Origin of the sequence: Gracilibacillus marinus, from assembly GCF_042651725.1 — a bacterium.
Classification (GTDB): Bacteria; Bacillota; Bacilli; order Bacillales; family Amphibacillaceae; genus Gracilibacillus; species Gracilibacillus marinus.
The window spans coordinates 1,142,664-1,160,596 of sequence record NZ_JBHSDV010000001.1; the positions used below are offsets into that span (position 1 = coordinate 1,142,664).

Below are 17,933 nucleotides of genomic sequence, written 5' to 3' on the forward strand. Positions count from 1 at the left end.
GTACTTTTGTGCGTTAAGTAAGTGGAGAATACGTCTTAAAAAAACACAGGTATTCGAACATATATTATATATAGAAATAGATGGAGAAAGGATTTTTAATTATGTGTGGATTTGTCGGGATATTAAAGTCCGAAAATAAAATGTGGGAACAACAAGAAAGACATCAATTTGAACAACGTAATCATGCAATTTATCATAGAGGTCCAGATGATGAAGGGTATTACGAAGATGAACAAGTATTATTTGGATTTAGACGATTAAGTATTATTGATATTGAGAGTGGACATCAACCATTTACATATAATGATGAAAAATTTTGGATGGTATTTAATGGTGAAGTATATAATTATATAGAACTAAAAAAAGAATTGGTAGAGAAAGGTTACCTATTTACAACAGATTCTGATACAGAAGTAATTATTGCAATGTTTCAAGAATATGGTGTCGAAGCATTTCGTCAATTAAGAGGAATGTTTTCTATCTTAATTTGGGACAAATCAAATGAAACATTATACGGTGCACGTGATCCATTTGGTATTAAACCACTTTTTTATAAAGAAGCAGAAGAGGGTATTTATTTTGGTTCTGAGAAGAAAAGTATTATATCTGACATGGGAGAACAGGTAGACTATCAAGCATTGCAACATTATTTAAGTTTTCAATATGTGCCTGAACCAATGACAATGAATCAACAGATTCAAAAAGTAGAGCCAGGACATTATTTCATCAAAAAGCCGAATAATGAACTAACTTTTCATCGTTACTTCCATGCAACTTTTGCACCAGTGAATCAAGAAAAACAGTCATTAATTAAAAAAATTCAAGATGTTATGTACGATTCTGTGAATGTTCATATGCGTAGTGACGTACCTGTAGGATCATTCCTTTCAGGTGGAATCGATTCATCTTTAATTGTAGCAATCGCAAAAGATTTCCATCCAGAAATTAAAACTTTCTCTGTAGGATTTGAACAAGAAGGCTATTCAGAAGTAGATGTTGCAAAAGAAACAGCGGATAAATTAGGTGTGGCTAATTATTCTTATATGATATCGCCAGAAGAATATGTACAAAAACTACCGAAAATTATTTATCACCTAGATGATCCATTAGCAGATCCTGCTTGTGTACCTTTATACTTTGTAGCAAGAGAAGCGAAGAAGCATGTGACAGTTGTATTATCAGGTGAAGGATCTGATGAATTATTTGGTGGATACAATATTTATCGTGAACCAGAATCACTTAAGATGTTTCAATCTATCCCAACACCTGCAAAAGATTTGTTAGCAAAAGTAGCGCAGATTTTACCTGAAGGTGTAAAAGGAAAGAGCTTCTTGGAAAGAGGGACAACCCCGTTACATGAACGATATATTGGAAATGCAAAAATATTCGAAGAAATAGACAAGCAAGGGCTTTTAAAACATTATGATAACCAACTAAGTTATAGAGATATTACGAAGAACATTTATAATAATGTAAAGAACGACCATTTAGTCAATCAAATGCAATATGTAGATATTCATACATGGTTACGTGGAGATATTCTACTAAAAGCAGACAAAATGACAATGGCACATTCCTTAGAATTAAGAGTACCATTTTTAGATAAAGAAGTTTTTCGTGTAGCAAGTGAAATACCAGTAAATATGAAAATTGCTGAAGGAACAACGAAACATATTTTACGACTTGCTTCAAGAGGAATTGTCCCAGATCATATTCTTGATCGCAAAAAATTAGGTTTCCCTGTACCAATTCGACACTGGCTAAAAAATGAACTGAATGGTTGGGCTAAACAATTAATAAAGGAAAGTGCTACAGATCATTTACTAAACAAACAAGTAATTAGTCAATTGCTTGAAGATCATTGTCAAGACAAAGCAGACAATAGCCGTAAGCTTTGGACTGTGTTTATGTTTATGATTTGGCACCAAATTTATATGGAAGGTAAATATAATATAGAAGATTTAAAAAATGAAGATAAAACAGAAAGCAAGCTTGCCTCCCTATAATTGAATGGAGACTGCCTGCTTTCCCATTTGCTCCCATGCTTTAATAAAGGCATCTTTGGGAGCTTTTTTTTGTTTTCCATCATATGGATCATTAAAATAAATAGATGCTTGATCATATCCGGTAACAAGTACTGCATGAAGTTTCATCGTAATATTCATTGGGCCACTTTCTGTATACCAAGTACGAAATTGACTTTCTTTTAATGGTTCATACGTAATGTTCGTGATAAGCAATACAGGTTGTTTATTTGCAACATAATGAATGATTGTATCAAACGATTCTCCAGTTAAATCTTTTGCGGCATCTCCAACATAGTCTGAAGCTAATTCAAAAATAGGTTTGTGGTATACACCTAATCCCGGCTCATCAAATGTATACATATTTCCAACAAATCCCTTGTTTGGATCCCCAAAGTGTACTTTGCCATCAATCAGTTCATATGGTGTGGAATTTTTTTTTATTTCGTTTGCTAAGGTCATTTTATTTGTGTCGACTCCATGGTACTGTAATAGCATGGAAAGAGAAGTAACCTCACAACCACGTGGCAATTCTGGGAATTGTTTTACAATTGGCGCAGTAAGTTGCATAGCTCTCGGCACCTTTGTAGTTACAATTCTTGATGTGGTTGACTGTCTGGTGGAGGTATAGGAATGTGTATCTGCAGCATATACCCATGTAAAATCGATGGAATAAATAAAATAACTGCCTAGCCCAACACTTGTCATACCAAATAAAAAAAGATAAATAATCGACATGTATTGTAATATTTTTTTGGTTGCTTTGTGATAATAAAAAAGTAAAAAAGCAAACATAATAGTAGATGCAATAAAAAGAGAAATGTACATGATTTTCCTCCATACATATATAAAGCGAATTGCTTTGAAATATGGTGACAGAAACACTAGTTAGTCAATCCATACAAAGCAATTATTTTGAAAAAAGCTATATATTATTTTGATTAAGACGAGCGAGTTGTTTTTTGTAATGAATACCTTTTTCTACATATTCTTTTTGAATCCGCATCATCTCGTTAGTATCTATATCGGTTAATTTTCGAATTACTTTAGCCGGTCTTCCGAAAGCAAGAGAATTGGCTGGAATTACTTTTCCTTTTGGTATAAGGCTACCAGCTCCAATAAAAGCTCCTTCTCCAATTTCAGCGCCGTCTAAAATGATGGAACCCATTCCAATCAACGCATGTTGACGAATAATAGAAGAATGCAATGTAACTTGATGTCCAATCGTTACATAGTCCTCAATAATTAATGGATGTTCAGGACTTTGGTGTAGCAAAGAAAGGTCTTGTATATTACTGTATGCTCCAATTCGAACTGGAGCCACATCGCCACGTATCACCGTTTTAAACCATACAGATGTATAAGCACCTATCGTCACATCCCCTGTAATGACAGCATCTGGTGCAATAAATGCAGTTTGATCAATAAATGGTATTTTTTCATTATACTCTAAAATCATAAGCTACCTCCTGCGAAATGATTAATAATATGTTATCATAATATGGAAGGAAAGAATATGATAAAAGTGAGGGAATAATGTTGGTAAAAAGAGTCCCAACAAAAGCACCTATTTTGATGAAACAGGTATATCAAAAAATATTTCCACAAGTAAACAAAGAATTAGCGTATTGGACAAACCGTGCTAATAAGATACCAAATAAAGAATTACGAACACAAGCGTTAGCAAGCATTCAAGATAAGAAATTTCACTGTCAAGGTGGCAGTGTATATAGTGTACTAGCAGGTCCATATTGGAAAGAAGCAATCACATTTATTGTTGCATATCAAACAATAAGTGACTATTTAGATAATTTATGTGATAGAAGTACGTCATTAGATCCAGATGATTTTCGTTTACTCCATCAATCGATGCGAGATTGCTTCATAGAAGATGCACCTATTCCAAATTATTATGCATTAAGAGAAGACCAAGATGATGATGATTACTTAAAAGATTTAGTAAGAACATGTCAAAAAATTGTGAAGCAAGTCCGTCATTTCAATGTAATTCAGCCGTTTTTATTAGAACTGGAAGAATTGTATAGTGATTTACAAGTACATAAACATGTCTGTCATGATGAAAGAATACCGCGATTAGAGAATTGGTTTTATACATATAAAGAAAAGTGGCCAATGTTAAGTTGGTATGAATTTTCTGCATGTACTGGCTCCACATTGGGGATATTTTATCTGATTTCTTATGGATTACAGCATGAAATTACAGAAAATTTAGCAAAAAAAATACATACAAGTTACTTCCCATATATGCAAGGACTACATATTATGCTTGATTATTTTATTGATCAAGAGGAAGACAGGCTTGGAGGGGATTTGAACTTTTGTAATTATTACAAAGATGAACGAGAATTAGAAGAACGATTGACTTATTTTGTGAATAAAACAAATGAACATATACAAGAATTACCTGATAGGCCTTTTCACGAAATGGTACAACATGGCTTGGTCGGTTTATACTTAGCAGATCCTAAAGTGGGAAAAATGGAACAAGCGGTAAAAATAAGTAAGCGATTATTACGTGCTAGTGGAAGAAAATCACAGTTCTTTCATTGGAATATTAAATTATATAATCGACTATCAGGCAGATACTAATTAAAAGTCAACAAGCGCGTCTATTCGAGCTTGTTGACTTTTTCAATTGCTATAATAAATGGTGGCTCATTGACTTGGTTAATGAATTGATATTGCAACACTTGAAAATATTTTTGATTTAGTTGTGCACAATAATCGATAACGGCGTTCTTCTCATCTTTTCCACCTTCATGTCCATGATAAATCACTAAAACTAAACGACCGCGAACTTTTAATAAAGGAAGAATCGACTCGATAGCAGCTAATGTACTAGATGGTGTTGTAATAATATGATGATCGCCTTTGGGTAAATAACCTAAATTAAATATTGCACCAGCAATAGAGTGTTCAGAAATATACGCTTTTACATGTTCGTGGCCGTCATGTATTAAAGAAACATTAGTGATGGAAGCATCATCTAACTTCTTTTTTGTATTTTTGATTGCTTGTTCTTGGATATCGAAAGCGTACACTTTACCTGATTCTTTGACTTTTTTACTAAGAAAAACCGTATCATGCCCATTACCACATGTGGCATCAATGACGATATCTCCTTGTTGAATGATTTCTGCTAATAATTGATGCGAATATTGTATAATCGATTGCAAAAAATATACACTCCCTTTATTTTGAATTCGTATACTATGATATAAGTTGCGATAAAATATAATTTAAAATAGTTAACATACCTATTGTATTGTAGCAAAGAATGTTTTATTTGTGTATGAATTTCAATGGATAGTCCACACTATACATGAGGTGATCATGATGACAACAAGAGACTCCATTGAAAATTTATTGATCGAAGGACAGCATATTGTCCAACAAGCAGAAGAACAATTAGAACAATCGAATAGAAGTGGTTTTATGATGAATGAAGATTATTGGAATGCTCAGTTAGAATTGGAAAAATTATCTCAAAGTATTGATAGAGTAATGAAAAGTGCAAATGCACAACAAAAGGAACAGTTACACAGATTTCAACTAGCTGTTCAAAATAGACTAAATGATATGATATTAGATCAAGTGGATGTGACGAGATATCATTAAGAAAGCTGCCGAATGGCGGCTTTTTTTAATGAATTAAAATTAGATTGATTTTTCATTTGTATTAGTGTACTATTTGATTAATACAATAATACAAAGGAGGGAGAATTATGTTTGGTTTACTAAAGAGAGAAATGCTAATGATGAAGAAAAATTACATACTCATTTTCGGTATGATGTGTAGCATGATACTGGTGTTTTATTTTAGAGAGATAACGATGACGGAATATGTGTACAATAATTTATTAAGTTTAAATATTGTAATAATGCCAGTGGTTTTACTGTTAAGCTTGTATAAAGAAACATTGGAACATTCTTTATTTACCTATCACAAACGAACGATACCAGTGAAAGTACATATAAAAGTATGGCTAAGTATTAGTGTAAGTGTAATGTATACCACTCTATTGCTTATTCTGACCATTTTGTTGGATATTTCTGTGACTGATTTTACGATAATGATTAAAGTGATGTTATATGCAATTCTCTTCACTGTACTCGTATTGTTTGGCTGGAGCATTTATCAAGTATTAAAAGATAAATTTTCTTCGTTCGTCAGTTCAATCGTGATACTTTTAAGCGTATGTATTCTATTTATTTTTCGGGAAACTTTTTTAACTTTTGTGCAGTATGTTAGAGAATTATGGGTAGTCATTCTACAAGTTCATCGAGATAGTGAAGGAGTTATTATACAAACAGATACGATTTCCATTAGTTATATCATCGGGCTTATTATACTTATAGGCCTTTTCTATATATTTTCCATACAAATACTAAAAAAATAGCGGAATAGGAGGAACACCATTGAGTAGAAGTAAAGGATTGTGGCTAAAAGAGATAATGATGATGCGCGGTTTTCATATTTTCTTATTAGTTATTTATGGGGTACTTTCTATTATTACATTGAGTAATGAACATACCATTTTTTTAAGCACGGAATATATGATAGGTCAGTCTATCATGGGGTTAATGATTATCCCATGCACAATGTTATTCAGTCTTAATATGGAGAAGCATCAAATGACGTTATTTTTGTTTCAAAAAGGTAATATAAAAAAACAAATTCAAATGAAATGGTTACATGCATTTCTTCTTTATTTACTCTTTTTTATTTGGTTAAGTCTACTAAGTATCGTGTCCATAATGTTAGATTTCTCTGATAGTACCTTAGCAGCACTGATGAAAATTATTTGGTATCTATTTTTCTATATGCTTATTATACAAATGATTGCAACAGTAGCTATATTTATAGCTTGGGTGATTTATCAATGGATACGAAACAAAGTAGGATTTTTACTTAGTGTCATTGTCATGGTCATTACATTTGTAGTATTTTTTGAATTTTTCCAACGACTATTCGAAATACCTATCATTCTAAATTTTTGGACTATCGAGATCCAAACAGAACAAATGCCCTTCCAATTATTTATAACAGACGGCTATTTATCTATGAGCATGATAATCTTCACTGGAGCTATCTTATATTTCTTCTATTGGCTTAGTTTACAGCTCTTTATCAAAAAAGTGGAGGTGTAATCATGCCTCCACAATTTGATCGTGAGAAACCAATCTATTTGCAAGTTGTTGATATGTTAATTCAAGAAATTGCACGTGGCATACGTAAAGAAGGAGAAAAACTACCTTCTGTGAGAGAGTTAGCCTTTCAATTAGAAGTAAATCCAAATACCATTCAACGTGTGTATCGTGAATTAGAACATAAAGAAATAACGATTACGAAAAGAGGACAAGGAACGTTTGTGACGGATGATACAGAGAAAGTAATCGCATTACGCGAGCAACTAAAACAACAATATATTGAGAAATTTATCATAGATATGCATGCATTAGGATTTAGTAAAGAAGAAATAGTTCAAACATTAAAGGGCGGTGAGGATCATGATTGAAATTAGAAATATTACAAAAACCAGAATGTTTAAATCGATATTAAAAGATTGTACTTGTACAATTGATAGAGGCAAAGTAATTGGTATTATTGGCGAGAATGGGAGTGGAAAAACAACATTCTTACAAGTGCTAGCAGGTGTGTTCAAACAGGATAAAGGTACAATAAATTTACCGAATGATCGAAGTGAAAGCATTGCATATAGTCCTGATCAGGAGTATTTCTATAATTACTTTACAATTGAACAATTAATGGATTATTATCAATCACAATTCGGAGATTTTGATCGAAAAAAAGCAGAACAATTAATAGATTTTTTTGAGTTAAAACGTAATGAAAAAATAAACTATTTATCAAAAGGTCAAGTAGGAAGAGTAAAGATAGCCGCTACAATTGCTAGAAATGCACCGCTATTGCTTCTTGATGAACCGTTGGCTGGGTTAGATCCGCTTGTAAAAGATAAAATCATTAAAGGGTTGTTACAATTTGTAAATATGGAGACACAGACATTATTAATCACCACACATGAGCTACTTGAAATAGAGACAATATTGGACGAAGTAATTGTTATGAAAGCAGGATGTATGATTGCACAAGAAAATGTAGATGTCATTAGAGAAGAGCAATCTGTACAAAAATGGTTCCAAAAAGTATATCAAAAAAAATAAATGTGTATAAATGAAACTTTTGCCATGACTAAATCGTAAATAAGAAAGTAGAGAGGGGACGATGAATATGATTGGTATATTAGTAGCAACAGCATTTGCGATGATTTTATATCTAATAGGATTTATTGCAATCACAACAATTAGTAAAGAGAAAGCATCTAACTTAATGAAAAAAGGTATTCTTATCTTTGTGTTTGGGTATGTATTCACAGGTATTGTATTTTATTTCTTAATGCCAACAATTACTGTACCTAATATGTTATATGCAAATATTATTGTTAGTTTGATTCTATTACCTTTACTAATATATAATTTTAATAAGGAAAAACAAGTAGAAAAACAGTCTATTATTGTGTTTAGTACAATCACAATCGTAGCACTTCTTTCTGTGATTGTCGTTATTATTGTGAGTGTAGTTAGTTTAGATGAAGCGCATCAATCCATCGCAGTATCTGAACAAGAACAAGCAAAACCATTAACAAAAGATGAGACACCGATTGTCGTTGCACCAGAGTTTGCACGTAATAAAATTCAAAAAGCGATGAGTGCTGTTCCAAATCCACAATTTTATGATTTAGGAAAGCTCCAAGTTCAAAAGGTAGAAGATGAAATTGTATATGTCGCACCAGTTGAATTTGCTGATTTTTGGAAATTTTTACGTGGAAAAGTAACAGCAGGATATTTTACGATATCTGCTACAAATATTAATGCACAACCACAATTTGTAGATAGTGAAATGGAGTATACAAATTCTAGTTATTTCCATAAGTATGTTGATCGAATCATTTACAATAAGTATCCTCAATATATCCAAAGTGGAGAAGCACAAATTGAAGTGGATGAAGAAGGAAAACCGTGGTATGTTCAAACAATTTATAAACCAATGCATATTACGAATAAGCCGGATTTAGAAAAAGTAAAAGTCGTAGTTATTGACCCAGTTACGAGTGACATGAAGATGTATGGGGTAGACGAAGCACCAGACTTTATTGAAGGTTCGATAAGTTCAGAATTAGCGTCATTAGAGAATAAATACTACGGGAAATACATTCATGGCTGGTTAAATAGCGTGTTTGGCAAAAGGGATGTAAAAATTCCGAACGAATCTGGCTCAGAGTCAAGCGTCACACCAATATTTGATGAACAGGGACAGATGTATTATTTTACAGATTTAACCTCGCCAAAAGAGAATATTGACTCAGCACTTGGCTATACATTAATTCATGCGAGAACAGGAGAATTAACTTATTATCGTGGATCTAAGGATAACGCGATAATGGACAGTGAAGGCGCGAAACAAATTGTCAATAAAGAATTCCCTGAAAAGAGATGGGAAGGATATATGCCTGTATTATACAATATTGATGGACATCCAACATGGGTAGTAAATGTATTAGATCCAAATGGATTGCATAAACAATATGCGTATATTAAAGCAGACGATTCGGATTTTGTTGTATTTGGAGAAACAGCTAATCAAACGCTAGATGCATATCGAATGGCATTATTACAAAACCCAGGGAATGTTGGTGCAACAGATCAAACGAATCTAGAAGAATTAAGTGGTACTGTAGAACGTGTATTGGTAACATCCACAGAGAAAGGTCAAGTTGTACAATTTTTATTAGAACATGATGTAACTATATATACAGTAAATGCAAGTAACCACCCACTAGCAATCTTCCTTCAACAAGGAGATACAGTGAATGTATCTGTGAACCTATTAGATAATGGCACAGCAACAGTAGAAGAAATGAAAATAGAACAACTTGAAGAGTAGAAAAAAGCTACGAACACGTGGGGAAACCTAGTGTTTGTAGCTTTTATTTATACTAAATCACTTGACCTATTTTTTTGAGTCGTCTGTGAATTTCGGCTGTAGCGATACCACAAAGAATGGCTGTCATTGCAATAAAGAAAAACCCTGTCTGCATGCCAATTTGATTGCTAGCTTCCAACGTTCGACCGAGAGACAACTTCGAAACAAATTCAATAATATATCCTATGAGGAGATTTGTACCTACTCCACCGATACCAATTAACACAACAGTGAAAGTAATAGCGGCATCTGTTCCTTTTTGGTATTTTTTTGCAAGTAATGCCATCATGGTAGGATAAATTGGTCCAATTCCAAAACCAGCCAGAGCAAAAAGAATCGATAATTTATCTGATGTGAAAATTGGGATGATACACAACGTGCCTGCTAAGAAAGAAAAAATAATAATGGATTTCGCAAAACCAATACGATCTGTTATTGGGCCAAGTATAAAACGCGCTAACATAAAAGAGAAAAAGAATAGTGCTAACATATTAGATGCATCTGTAATAGTCCAATCGTTCACGCGTACTAAATAATTAACTAACCATGCAGCAATGCCTAATTCTGCTGTTACGCCCATCGTAAGAGCAAAAACAATTAGCCATGCAATTGGGTCCTTGGTTAATTTCTTAAATGATGTACTTTCTTCACTATCTTCACCCTGTTGTATAGGAAAACGACTAATTATTACTGGGATAATTGGTAATAAAGAAAGGGAGAGCATAATAACATACATGCCACGCCAACCTAGTACAGTAGAAGCTATTTCCCATCCCATCATTTGCGCTGCGATAATTGGTGCAACAGTTGAACCAAGTCCATAAAAGAAGTGCGAAAGATTTAACATTGTACCGGTGTTTTTGGTAAATAAGCGAGCAGCAATAATCGCTAATCCGATTTCAAGCATCCCGTTTCCTAAATAAAGTAAAAAATAAGCACCAATAAGCGAAGATAAATTGGTAGAATAATAAACAGCAATCCCTGATAAGCCCATCAAAGCAAAAGTAAGGATACTAGTTGTTTTTGCACCCAATTTAGAAGTTAACCATGGCGTGTACATACAAGCAAGTAAGAATCCAAATGAGTTAATAGCAAGTAAAATTCCAAGCTTACCATCAGATAATGAGAGTTCACTTTGCATTTCAGGCAAAGCAGGGCCTTTAATATTTTCAGAGATTCCAAATATTAAATACCCACCGAAAATGACAAATAACAATAATATGTAATTCCAATTCGTATGTCTTTGCATTAATTTTGTTCTCCTTATGTAGTATTCATGTATCAGATAATATCATTTATAAAAATGTTAACCTTTCCACAATACTTTGATTTTACACAATTTTGATAGTGAAGTATATAGCATATCATGCTAGTCATATACAGAAAAGTACACTATACTAATTATATATAGGAACTTGATTGGTAGATCAGGAGGAAAAACATGATCGATTTTACAAAGAGACAACAGGAAATAATTGAAATATTAAAGAAACATGAACCGATTACCGCAGAACAAATTGCGGAAATGTTAGGTGTCAGTAAAGGAACAATAAGATCAGATTTAGCTGTATTAGTTATGACAGGAAATATCGAAGCAAAACCAAAAGTGGGGTACTTTCTTGGTAAGCGAAGTTTAAACAGGTTGGAGCGTTCAGATTGGTGGCACACGACTCCAGTGAAGGATATTCAAAGTGTAGCAATAACGATTCAGGCGACAACAACTGTAAATGATGCAGTTATTTCATTATTTTTAGAAGATGTAGGAACACTCGTGGTAGTGGATGAGAATCAAATATTAGCTGGAATTGTATCACGGAAGGATTTACTAAAGGTAACTCTAGGTAATGCACAAGCACAAGCGATGCCAATTCAACTAGTGATGACAAAAAGACCTAAAATATATACGGTTTCTCCGGATGATAGCGTGTACGAAGCTGCAAGAAAGTTGATTTATTATCAAATTGACAGTTTACCTGTAGTGAAAGCAGTGAATGAGAATAATCCACAAGCATTAAAAGTGGTAGGAAGAATTACAAAGACAAATATTGTGAAATCATTAATTGAAGTGGAATCTGATGCATAAAAACAAAGGAGAGCTTTAGAATGGTACAGAATGATACATATATTTATGTTTGTTCAGATGCAGTTGGAGAGACTGCAGAGGCAGTAGTGAGAGCGACTATACGCCAGTTTACGAGTAAAGAAGTAAAGATTAAAAGATATAGCCATATACAAACAGAAGAAGAAATCGAAACAATAATTCAAGAAGTAAAGAGAAAACATAGCTTTATTGCATACACACTTGTACAACCAGAATTACGAGCAAAAATGCAACAAGAAGCGATTAAAGAAGGTATTCGTGCAGTAGATGTAATGGGTCCAATGATGCAAGCATATATTGATACATTTAATGATGCGCCAAAGCCAGATCCTGGACAAAGACAAGTATTAGATGATGAATATTTTAAAAGAATTGAAGCAGTTGAATTTGCTGTGAAGTATGACGATGGTAAAGATGTAAAAGGACTTGTATTGGCAGATGTTGTGTTAATAGGTGTATCACGTACTTCGAAGACGCCACTTAGTATTTTTTTGGCACATAAAGGAATCAAGACAGCCAATTTACCAATATTACCCGATATGGAACCACCAGAACAATTATTTCATGATGTGAATAGATTGGTTGTAGGACTCACCATTGACCCTAGTCATTTGCTGAAAATTAGAACAGAACGTCTAAAAACATTGGGACTTCCAGCACAATCAAAATATGCTTCTATGGATCAGATTAAGAAAGAATTGAGAACTGCGAATGAGTGGATGGAGAAGTTACAATGTCCTGTTATAAATGTGTCTGATAAATCAATTGAAGAAACAGCAGGAATTATCATGAATTTTAAGTCAGAACGGTAAAAAACTTCATTGCATGTGACACAAGAACTATTCATTGTTCTTGTGTTTTTCGATTTATTGTGTGGGAATCATTATCACGGAATTACGTAAGTAAGTAAAAAAAGATTATGCTAGTAGTGAAAAAACACTTTCAAAACGAGCATAATCATGTATGATAGTATTTGTAAATATATTAGAAAGATGTATTAAAGAGGTGTGAATATGGACTTATTAAAAGAATCAATGCAATTACCGGTAGATAATTTTTTAGGATTATTAGTTTATGCATTTATATACATATTCGTAGCAGGTCTTATTTTCTCATTAGCATTACGATTTATTCCTAATAAAATTCCTTATGGTATAAAAAGCTTAATTGTATTTGTAGCTGTTGTAATTAGCTTGATTATTTGGTGGCAAACAATAATGAAGCCCTTTTTGTCATTGTAATAATATATCAACAAGTGAACGAAATATTATCGATCCATACAGGATATAGTAACAACAGTTAATTTAAAACCAGGCATTTGACAGTATGGATCGAGAGTATCATCAATCAATTTGTTTACGTTTTGTTTTTCATCCCAGTGGAACGGAATAAATAGTGTATCTTTTCGAATTGTAGAGACAATTCTACTTCTTACAATGATAGAGCCATAACGTGACTCTACACGTACAAGTGAATTTGGTCTGATATGATACAATTTTGCAGTTTCTGGATGGATTTCCATGTATGCTTCAACTTCTCTTGCTCTAAGTGACGAGCTTCTTCTCGTTTGTTCACCAGTTAAGTAATGTGACATCACCCTACCTGTTGTTAAATACAAAGGATAGGTTGTTGATAGGGCAGGTTTAGATAGATTTGGATGCAATTCGTTCACAAATATACGTGCTTTTCCATCTCCATGTGCAAACTTCTCTTTAAAGAGAATTGTCGTCTCATTGGATTGTGTAGAGGGACATGGCCAACGAACTCCTTTTTCTTTTTTCATTCGCTCATAAGTAATTCCACTATAATCGGCTTTGCCCCCACGACTAGCGATGCGTAATTCTTCAAAAATCTCCTCTGCAGATGTGTAAGGAAAATACTTTTCTTTTTTTAAAACACGAGCGATTTCACAAATAATTTGCCAATCATGTTTAGCATTTCCTTGTATCGGGAAGTTTGCTTCACGTAACATCACACGACCCTCGACATTTGTCATTGTGCCTTCATCTTCAAGATAAGATGTAGATGGTAAGACAATGTCGGCTAACTGAGCTGTTTCTGATAAAAACAAATCAGCTACAACAAGAAAGGAAAGTTTCGAAAGAGCTTTTTTTACAAAATTCGCATTTGGATTGGAGACGATGGGATTTGAACACATGATTAACATACTTTTTATTTCATTTTGATTGATTTTTTTAAACATTTCATATGCAGATACACCTTTTCTTGGTAAATCAGATTCTTCTATTCCCCATACTTTACTAATATATTGGCGATCAGATTTGTTCTCAATCGAACGATAACCAGGAAGCTGATCTGTTTTTTGACCATGTTCTCTAGCGCCTTGACCATTTCCTTGGCCAGTGATCGCTCCATAACCGCAATATTTTTTGCCAATCTTACCAGTAATTAATAAGAGATTCAAAAAAGTTCTTACTGTATCTGTACCGTTAATTTGTTGTTCGATTCCTCTTGCTGTAAATATCATTCCGGTTGGTTCTGAACCAAATATTTTTGCTATTTGAATGATATCGGAAAGGGGAACGCCAGTTTTTGTTGCAATTTCTTCTAAAGAAAGTGTAGAGAGATATCGTTGTAAATTGTCATAATTATGTGTTTTTGTATGGATGAAGGAAGTATCTATCATATCATTTTCTACCAATACTTTTAACATACCATTTGCAAAATCAATATCCGTACCTGGCTTTATTTTTACATGTATGTCCGCCAGCTTTGTTGTATTGGTTTCTCGAGGATCTATTGCAATAATATATGCGCCGTTGTTTTTTGCTTGTTCTAAATAAGGCATCATTGTTGGTTGACATGCGGCGATATTTGTTCCAGCTAAAATAATCACACGTGTGTGTTTGATTTCTTCGATTGTATTCGTAAAGCCTCTGTCCATTCCGAATGTCATATTTGCACCAGTCGCAGCTGATGCCATACATAGTCTACCATTATAATCGATATATTTTGTTTGGAGTGCTACACGAGCGAATTTACCTAATACATATGCTTCTTCATTCGTAATAGAAGCACTACCATATACAGATAAAGCATTCGGGCCATATGTTTTCTTTATATGTGTGAATTTTTCTTTAATGACCTCAAGTGCCTTTTTCCATGAAACTTCTTGGAATTGTCCATTTACTTTCATTAAAGGTTGCTTAATACGTTCTGGATGAAGGGCGTGTTGATGAGCATGCATTCCTTTTACACAAAGTCTTCCATTAGATGTAGGGTTGTCTTTTCCAATTGATTTGTAGTGTTTTCGAGAGATTACTTTTTCTTCGATTAGTTGCATTTTACATTGCATACTACAAAATGGACATTGTGTATTGTATACATTTTCTGTTTGTACTTTTTGTTGTTTCTCACGAAAGTACTTTAACATTAAATCAGACATGTAGACCACTTCCTTTTATTTCTTTCACTGATTAAACTAGCTAACAATAAGTTTTGCATTTCTGTATTAAAAAGGATTTCTCGAACATGGACTATACCCATTCGTATGATCCAATCATGTATGTTTTCGTCATAGTTGGCTGTTTGTCGATAATATTGAAAAAGGGACAGAATGAATTTTTGTGCATCTTTTTGATTATTAGCAATAGATAATAGTTGGGTATCTTTTCCTACATACATCTCAAACACATCCTGCTGTTGAACAATATGCACATCGTTTTTCTGTGTTTCTTGGAATGTAGTTCCACAACAATGCACACGTAAATCGACGATATGCGGCAAGGGGAGTGTGGACAGATGCTTTTCAATAAATGTGACAAAAGTGATTAATTCATTGCTATCACACGTACATTGAAATGGATTTGTAGCAATATGAACAGTTAGCAACATATTTGTTACATATGGTATGAGTGGCATCTGTAACGTCTCACAAATTGCTAATACGTCATTCTCTTCAATATTCTGGAGTATTAGTTTATTGTGTTGAATGGTTACATCAGAAATCTGAAATGCTTGTAATGTGGATAATATGTTCTGTAAATTAGAACTTCTCACTACATTGCCATATATTTTGGGAATGATGGTATATTTTCCATTTTGTTGTTTAGATGCATTGATTTTTTCATTTATATAAAAAATTGTTTTAGTATTGATTTGGTCTGGATAAATCATATCAAGATAATAGCTTAATGCTTTCTTGCATGTTGCACATCCATCTACTTGCTTAAATCTGAGTGCTTTTCGTATTTGATGGATTGTTGTTAATTGTTTATCTTGAATTTGTCGAACGATTTCTTCTTCTGATAACGTGGTACATGGACAAAAGTTCTTAGTAACAATAGGTTTGACAAAATAATCACTATGAATATACGTAAGTAAATCTTCTACTACAGGTTTACAACCACCACATGCACTAGATGCTTTCGTACATTTTTTTATTTCCTGAACTGTACGTAATTGATGTTCGACGACGTTATCAATGATTGTACCTTTTGTAACATTATTACATGTACAAATATACTCATCATTCTTAAGGCATGCTGCATAAGAATTTTGCAGATTCACTGGTAATAATAAATCTTTTTTCTCCTTATCTGACAGAAATTTTTGTTTTTTAATTGCATCAATTAATGGATTACTTTGAGATATTTCTCCTATCAGGATGGCACCTATTATTTTGTCGTCTTTACAAACTATTTTCTTATACGTATGGGATGTTTGATCAATTGTTGCAATTATTTTAGTATCTAAATCTGTTTCAATTTGTCCAATAGAAAAAACTTCTACATCCGATATTTTTAATTGTGTTGTTAATAGTGTGCCACTGTATGCTAGTGAACGCGGATTACATAAATGATGTGCTAATACTTTTGCTTGTTCATAGACAGGTTTGACTAGTCCGTAAACTTTATTGTTATGTTCTGCACATTCGCCAATAGCATAAATATTAGGAAGACTTGTTTCCATGTAATCATTTACAACAATTCCTCGATTCGTTTGAAGCTTGGTATCTTTAGTTAGATCAATATTTGGTCTGACTCCTACCGCCATCAAAACTAAATCTGTTAGAATCTTTGTTCCATCATCAAATAAAATGCCTTCTACATAATCATTTCCAATAATCTCTTTCGTTTTTTTATTTAGAAAAAACTGCATACCTTTCTTTGCTAATGTGTGTTGTAGCATTTCGGCTGCCAGATTATCTAATTGATGATTCATTACACGATCTGCCAAGTGGACAATATTTACTTCTAAACCTAAATCTAATAAACCTCTAGCCGCTTCAATCCCTAATATACCGCCACCAATAACTGTAGCTGTCTTTATTTCTTTTGTTTTTTGTAGTAGTGCATTGCAATCATCTATTGTTCTAAATGTATATACTCCTTTTTTATCAATCCCATGTATAGGGAGCATGAATGGGTGAGAACCAGTAGCTAGAATCAGTCGATCGTAGACAAAATCTTTGTCTGTCGTTTTGACTATTTTTTCGGATGGCATAATTTGAGTTACTTTTTCGTTTGTATATAATGTTATATTGTTTTTCTCATACCATTCAAATGGATGAATGATAATATCATTAAGTGTTGTTTTTCCTTGTAGGACGGAAGAGAGCATGATGCGATTGTAATTAGAATAAGGCTCTTCACCAATAATGGTAATGTCATATTTAGTTGCATCTAATTGAAGGATGTATTCGATACAACGCATACCTGCCATACCATTTCCAATAAGCACAAGTTTTTCTTTAGTCATAATAAATCCCCCTGATTACACTAACATTACAGTTCTGAGTAGAAGATTATCACGTCAGAAT

At 33.2% G+C, this 17,933-nt stretch carries 17 protein-coding genes; 11 read left to right on the forward strand and 6 right to left on the reverse strand.

Annotation, left to right across the window (positions count from 1 at the left end; all coding sequences use genetic code 11):
* The first annotated feature begins 101 nt into the window (after window positions 1–101).
* Window positions 102–2,006, forward strand: coding sequence for an asparagine synthase (glutamine-hydrolyzing) (gene asnB, locus ACFOZ1_RS05155; protein WP_390198064.1), 1,905 nt, complete (start codon window positions 102–104; stop codon window positions 2,004–2,006).
* On the opposite strand, the gene ACFOZ1_RS05160 is transcribed toward asnB, so the two are convergent.
* Complete coding sequence (locus tag ACFOZ1_RS05160) at window positions 2,001–2,852, reverse strand: C39 family peptidase (RefSeq protein ID WP_390196670.1); 852 nt, start codon at window positions 2,850–2,852, stop codon at window positions 2,001–2,003. The genes asnB and ACFOZ1_RS05160 overlap by 6 nt on opposite strands.
* Window positions 2,853–2,949: 97 nt before the next feature.
* Complete coding sequence (locus ACFOZ1_RS05165) at window positions 2,950–3,483, reverse strand: gamma carbonic anhydrase (RefSeq protein WP_390196673.1); 534 nt, start codon at window positions 3,481–3,483, stop codon at window positions 2,950–2,952.
* A 77-nt stretch (window positions 3,484–3,560) separates the two neighbouring features.
* Here ACFOZ1_RS05165 and ACFOZ1_RS05170 point away from each other — a divergent pair, with 77 nt between their 5' ends.
* Window positions 3,561–4,634: a tetraprenyl-beta-curcumene synthase family protein gene (locus tag ACFOZ1_RS05170; RefSeq protein ID WP_390196675.1), complete on the forward strand. Its 1,074-nt coding sequence runs from the start codon at window positions 3,561–3,563 to the stop codon at window positions 4,632–4,634.
* Between the two features lie 20 nt (window positions 4,635–4,654).
* Here ACFOZ1_RS05170 and mnmM read toward each other — a convergent pair whose 3' ends face one another.
* A complete protein-coding gene (mnmM, locus tag ACFOZ1_RS05175; protein ID WP_465253836.1) occupies window positions 4,655–5,221 on the reverse strand; it encodes a tRNA 5-(aminomethyl)-2-thiouridylate-methyltransferase MnmM in 567 nt (188 codons plus the stop codon).
* Window positions 5,222–5,381: 160 nt separating this feature from the next.
* On the opposite strand from mnmM, the gene ACFOZ1_RS05180 reads away from it, so the two are divergent.
* From ACFOZ1_RS05180 to ACFOZ1_RS05205, 6 genes are all read left to right on the forward strand, one after another.
* Window positions 5,382–5,663 carry a DUF2524 family protein gene (locus tag ACFOZ1_RS05180; protein ID WP_390196678.1) on the forward strand — a complete coding sequence of 94 codons (282 nt, stop codon included), beginning with the start codon at window positions 5,382–5,384 and terminating at the stop codon, window positions 5,661–5,663.
* A 107-nt stretch (window positions 5,664–5,770) separates the two neighbouring features.
* Window positions 5,771–6,445 carry a hypothetical protein gene (locus ACFOZ1_RS05185; protein WP_390196681.1) on the forward strand — a complete coding sequence of 225 codons (675 nt, stop codon included), beginning with the start codon at window positions 5,771–5,773 and terminating at the stop codon, window positions 6,443–6,445.
* A gap of 19 nt (window positions 6,446–6,464) precedes the next feature.
* Window positions 6,465–7,196, forward strand: coding sequence for an LTA synthase family protein (locus ACFOZ1_RS05190; RefSeq protein ID WP_390196684.1), 732 nt, complete (start codon window positions 6,465–6,467; stop codon window positions 7,194–7,196).
* A 2-nt stretch (window positions 7,197–7,198) separates the two neighbouring features.
* Window positions 7,199–7,564: a GntR family transcriptional regulator gene (locus tag ACFOZ1_RS05195; RefSeq protein ID WP_390196686.1), complete on the forward strand. Its 366-nt coding sequence runs from the start codon at window positions 7,199–7,201 to the stop codon at window positions 7,562–7,564.
* Window positions 7,557–8,231 (forward strand): ATP-binding cassette domain-containing protein, encoded by a 675-nt coding sequence (locus tag ACFOZ1_RS05200; protein WP_390196689.1) that lies wholly within the window; start codon window positions 7,557–7,559, stop codon window positions 8,229–8,231. Before ACFOZ1_RS05195 ends, ACFOZ1_RS05200 begins: the two co-directional genes overlap by 8 nt.
* 67 nt (window positions 8,232–8,298) lie before the next feature.
* Window positions 8,299–10,011 (forward strand): DNA-binding protein, encoded by a 1,713-nt coding sequence (locus ACFOZ1_RS05205; RefSeq protein ID WP_390196691.1) that lies wholly within the window; start codon window positions 8,299–8,301, stop codon window positions 10,009–10,011.
* A gap of 52 nt (window positions 10,012–10,063) precedes the next feature.
* On the opposite strand, the gene ACFOZ1_RS05210 is transcribed toward ACFOZ1_RS05205, so the two are convergent.
* On the reverse strand, window positions 10,064–11,299 hold the full coding sequence (locus ACFOZ1_RS05210; protein WP_390196694.1) for an MFS transporter: 1,236 nt from the start codon (window positions 11,297–11,299) through the stop codon (window positions 10,064–10,066).
* A 192-nt stretch (window positions 11,300–11,491) separates the two neighbouring features.
* On the opposite strand from ACFOZ1_RS05210, the gene ACFOZ1_RS05215 reads away from it, so the two are divergent.
* The 3 genes from ACFOZ1_RS05215 (at window position 11,492) to ACFOZ1_RS05225 (ending at window position 13,392) form a co-directional block, all read left to right on the forward strand.
* Window positions 11,492–12,133: a helix-turn-helix transcriptional regulator gene (locus ACFOZ1_RS05215; RefSeq protein WP_390196696.1), complete on the forward strand. Its 642-nt coding sequence runs from the start codon at window positions 11,492–11,494 to the stop codon at window positions 12,131–12,133.
* Between the two features lie 20 nt (window positions 12,134–12,153).
* Window positions 12,154–12,963, forward strand: a complete 810-nt coding sequence (locus ACFOZ1_RS05220) for a pyruvate, water dikinase regulatory protein (RefSeq protein WP_390196699.1) — start codon at window positions 12,154–12,156, stop codon at window positions 12,961–12,963.
* 201 nt (window positions 12,964–13,164) lie between these two features.
* Window positions 13,165–13,392 (forward strand): hypothetical protein, encoded by a 228-nt coding sequence (locus ACFOZ1_RS05225; protein WP_390196701.1) that lies wholly within the window; start codon window positions 13,165–13,167, stop codon window positions 13,390–13,392.
* A gap of 26 nt (window positions 13,393–13,418) precedes the next feature.
* On the opposite strand, the gene nasC is transcribed toward ACFOZ1_RS05225, so the two are convergent.
* Both nasC and nirB read right to left on the reverse strand, forming a co-directional pair.
* Window positions 13,419–15,557 carry an assimilatory nitrate reductase catalytic subunit NasC gene (nasC, locus tag ACFOZ1_RS05230; RefSeq protein ID WP_390196703.1) on the reverse strand — a complete coding sequence of 713 codons (2,139 nt, stop codon included), beginning with the start codon at window positions 15,555–15,557 and terminating at the stop codon, window positions 13,419–13,421.
* A complete protein-coding gene (gene nirB, locus ACFOZ1_RS05235; protein WP_390196706.1) occupies window positions 15,545–17,872 on the reverse strand; it encodes a nitrite reductase large subunit NirB in 2,328 nt (775 codons plus the stop codon). The genes nasC and nirB overlap by 13 nt, the downstream gene beginning before the upstream one ends.
* Window positions 17,873–17,933 lie beyond the last annotated feature (61 nt).

Excerpts from the sequence above, each read along its gene's own strand:
- ACFOZ1_RS05160 (WP_390196670.1), bottom strand. The coding sequence starts at position 2,852 with ATGTACATTTCTCTTTTTATTGCATCTACTATTATGTTTGCTTTTTTA.
- ACFOZ1_RS05200 (WP_390196689.1), top strand. The coding sequence starts at position 7,557 with ATGATTGAAATTAGAAATATTACAAAAACCAGAATGTTTAAATCGATA.
- ACFOZ1_RS05205 (WP_390196691.1), top strand. The coding sequence starts at position 8,299 with ATGATTGGTATATTAGTAGCAACAGCATTTGCGATGATTTTATATCTA.
- ACFOZ1_RS05165 (WP_390196673.1), bottom strand. The coding sequence starts at position 3,483 with ATGATTTTAGAGTATAATGAAAAAATACCATTTATTGATCAAACTGCA.
- ACFOZ1_RS05225 (WP_390196701.1), top strand. The coding sequence starts at position 13,165 with ATGGACTTATTAAAAGAATCAATGCAATTACCGGTAGATAATTTTTTA.
- ACFOZ1_RS05185 (WP_390196681.1), top strand. The coding sequence starts at position 5,771 with ATGTTTGGTTTACTAAAGAGAGAAATGCTAATGATGAAGAAAAATTAC.
- nirB (WP_390196706.1), bottom strand. The coding sequence starts at position 17,872 with ATGACTAAAGAAAAACTTGTGCTTATTGGAAATGGTATGGCAGGTATG.
- ACFOZ1_RS05220 (WP_390196699.1), top strand. The coding sequence starts at position 12,154 with ATGGTACAGAATGATACATATATTTATGTTTGTTCAGATGCAGTTGGA.
- ACFOZ1_RS05170 (WP_390196675.1), top strand. The coding sequence starts at position 3,561 with ATGTTGGTAAAAAGAGTCCCAACAAAAGCACCTATTTTGATGAAACAG.
- nasC (WP_390196703.1), bottom strand. The coding sequence starts at position 15,557 with ATGTCTGATTTAATGTTAAAGTACTTTCGTGAGAAACAACAAAAAGTA.
- asnB (WP_390198064.1), top strand. The coding sequence starts at position 102 with ATGTGTGGATTTGTCGGGATATTAAAGTCCGAAAATAAAATGTGGGAA.
- ACFOZ1_RS05210 (WP_390196694.1), bottom strand. The coding sequence starts at position 11,299 with ATGCAAAGACATACGAATTGGAATTACATATTATTGTTATTTGTCATT.
- ACFOZ1_RS05180 (WP_390196678.1), top strand. The coding sequence starts at position 5,382 with ATGACAACAAGAGACTCCATTGAAAATTTATTGATCGAAGGACAGCAT.
- ACFOZ1_RS05195 (WP_390196686.1), top strand. The coding sequence starts at position 7,199 with ATGCCTCCACAATTTGATCGTGAGAAACCAATCTATTTGCAAGTTGTT.
- ACFOZ1_RS05215 (WP_390196696.1), top strand. The coding sequence starts at position 11,492 with ATGATCGATTTTACAAAGAGACAACAGGAAATAATTGAAATATTAAAG.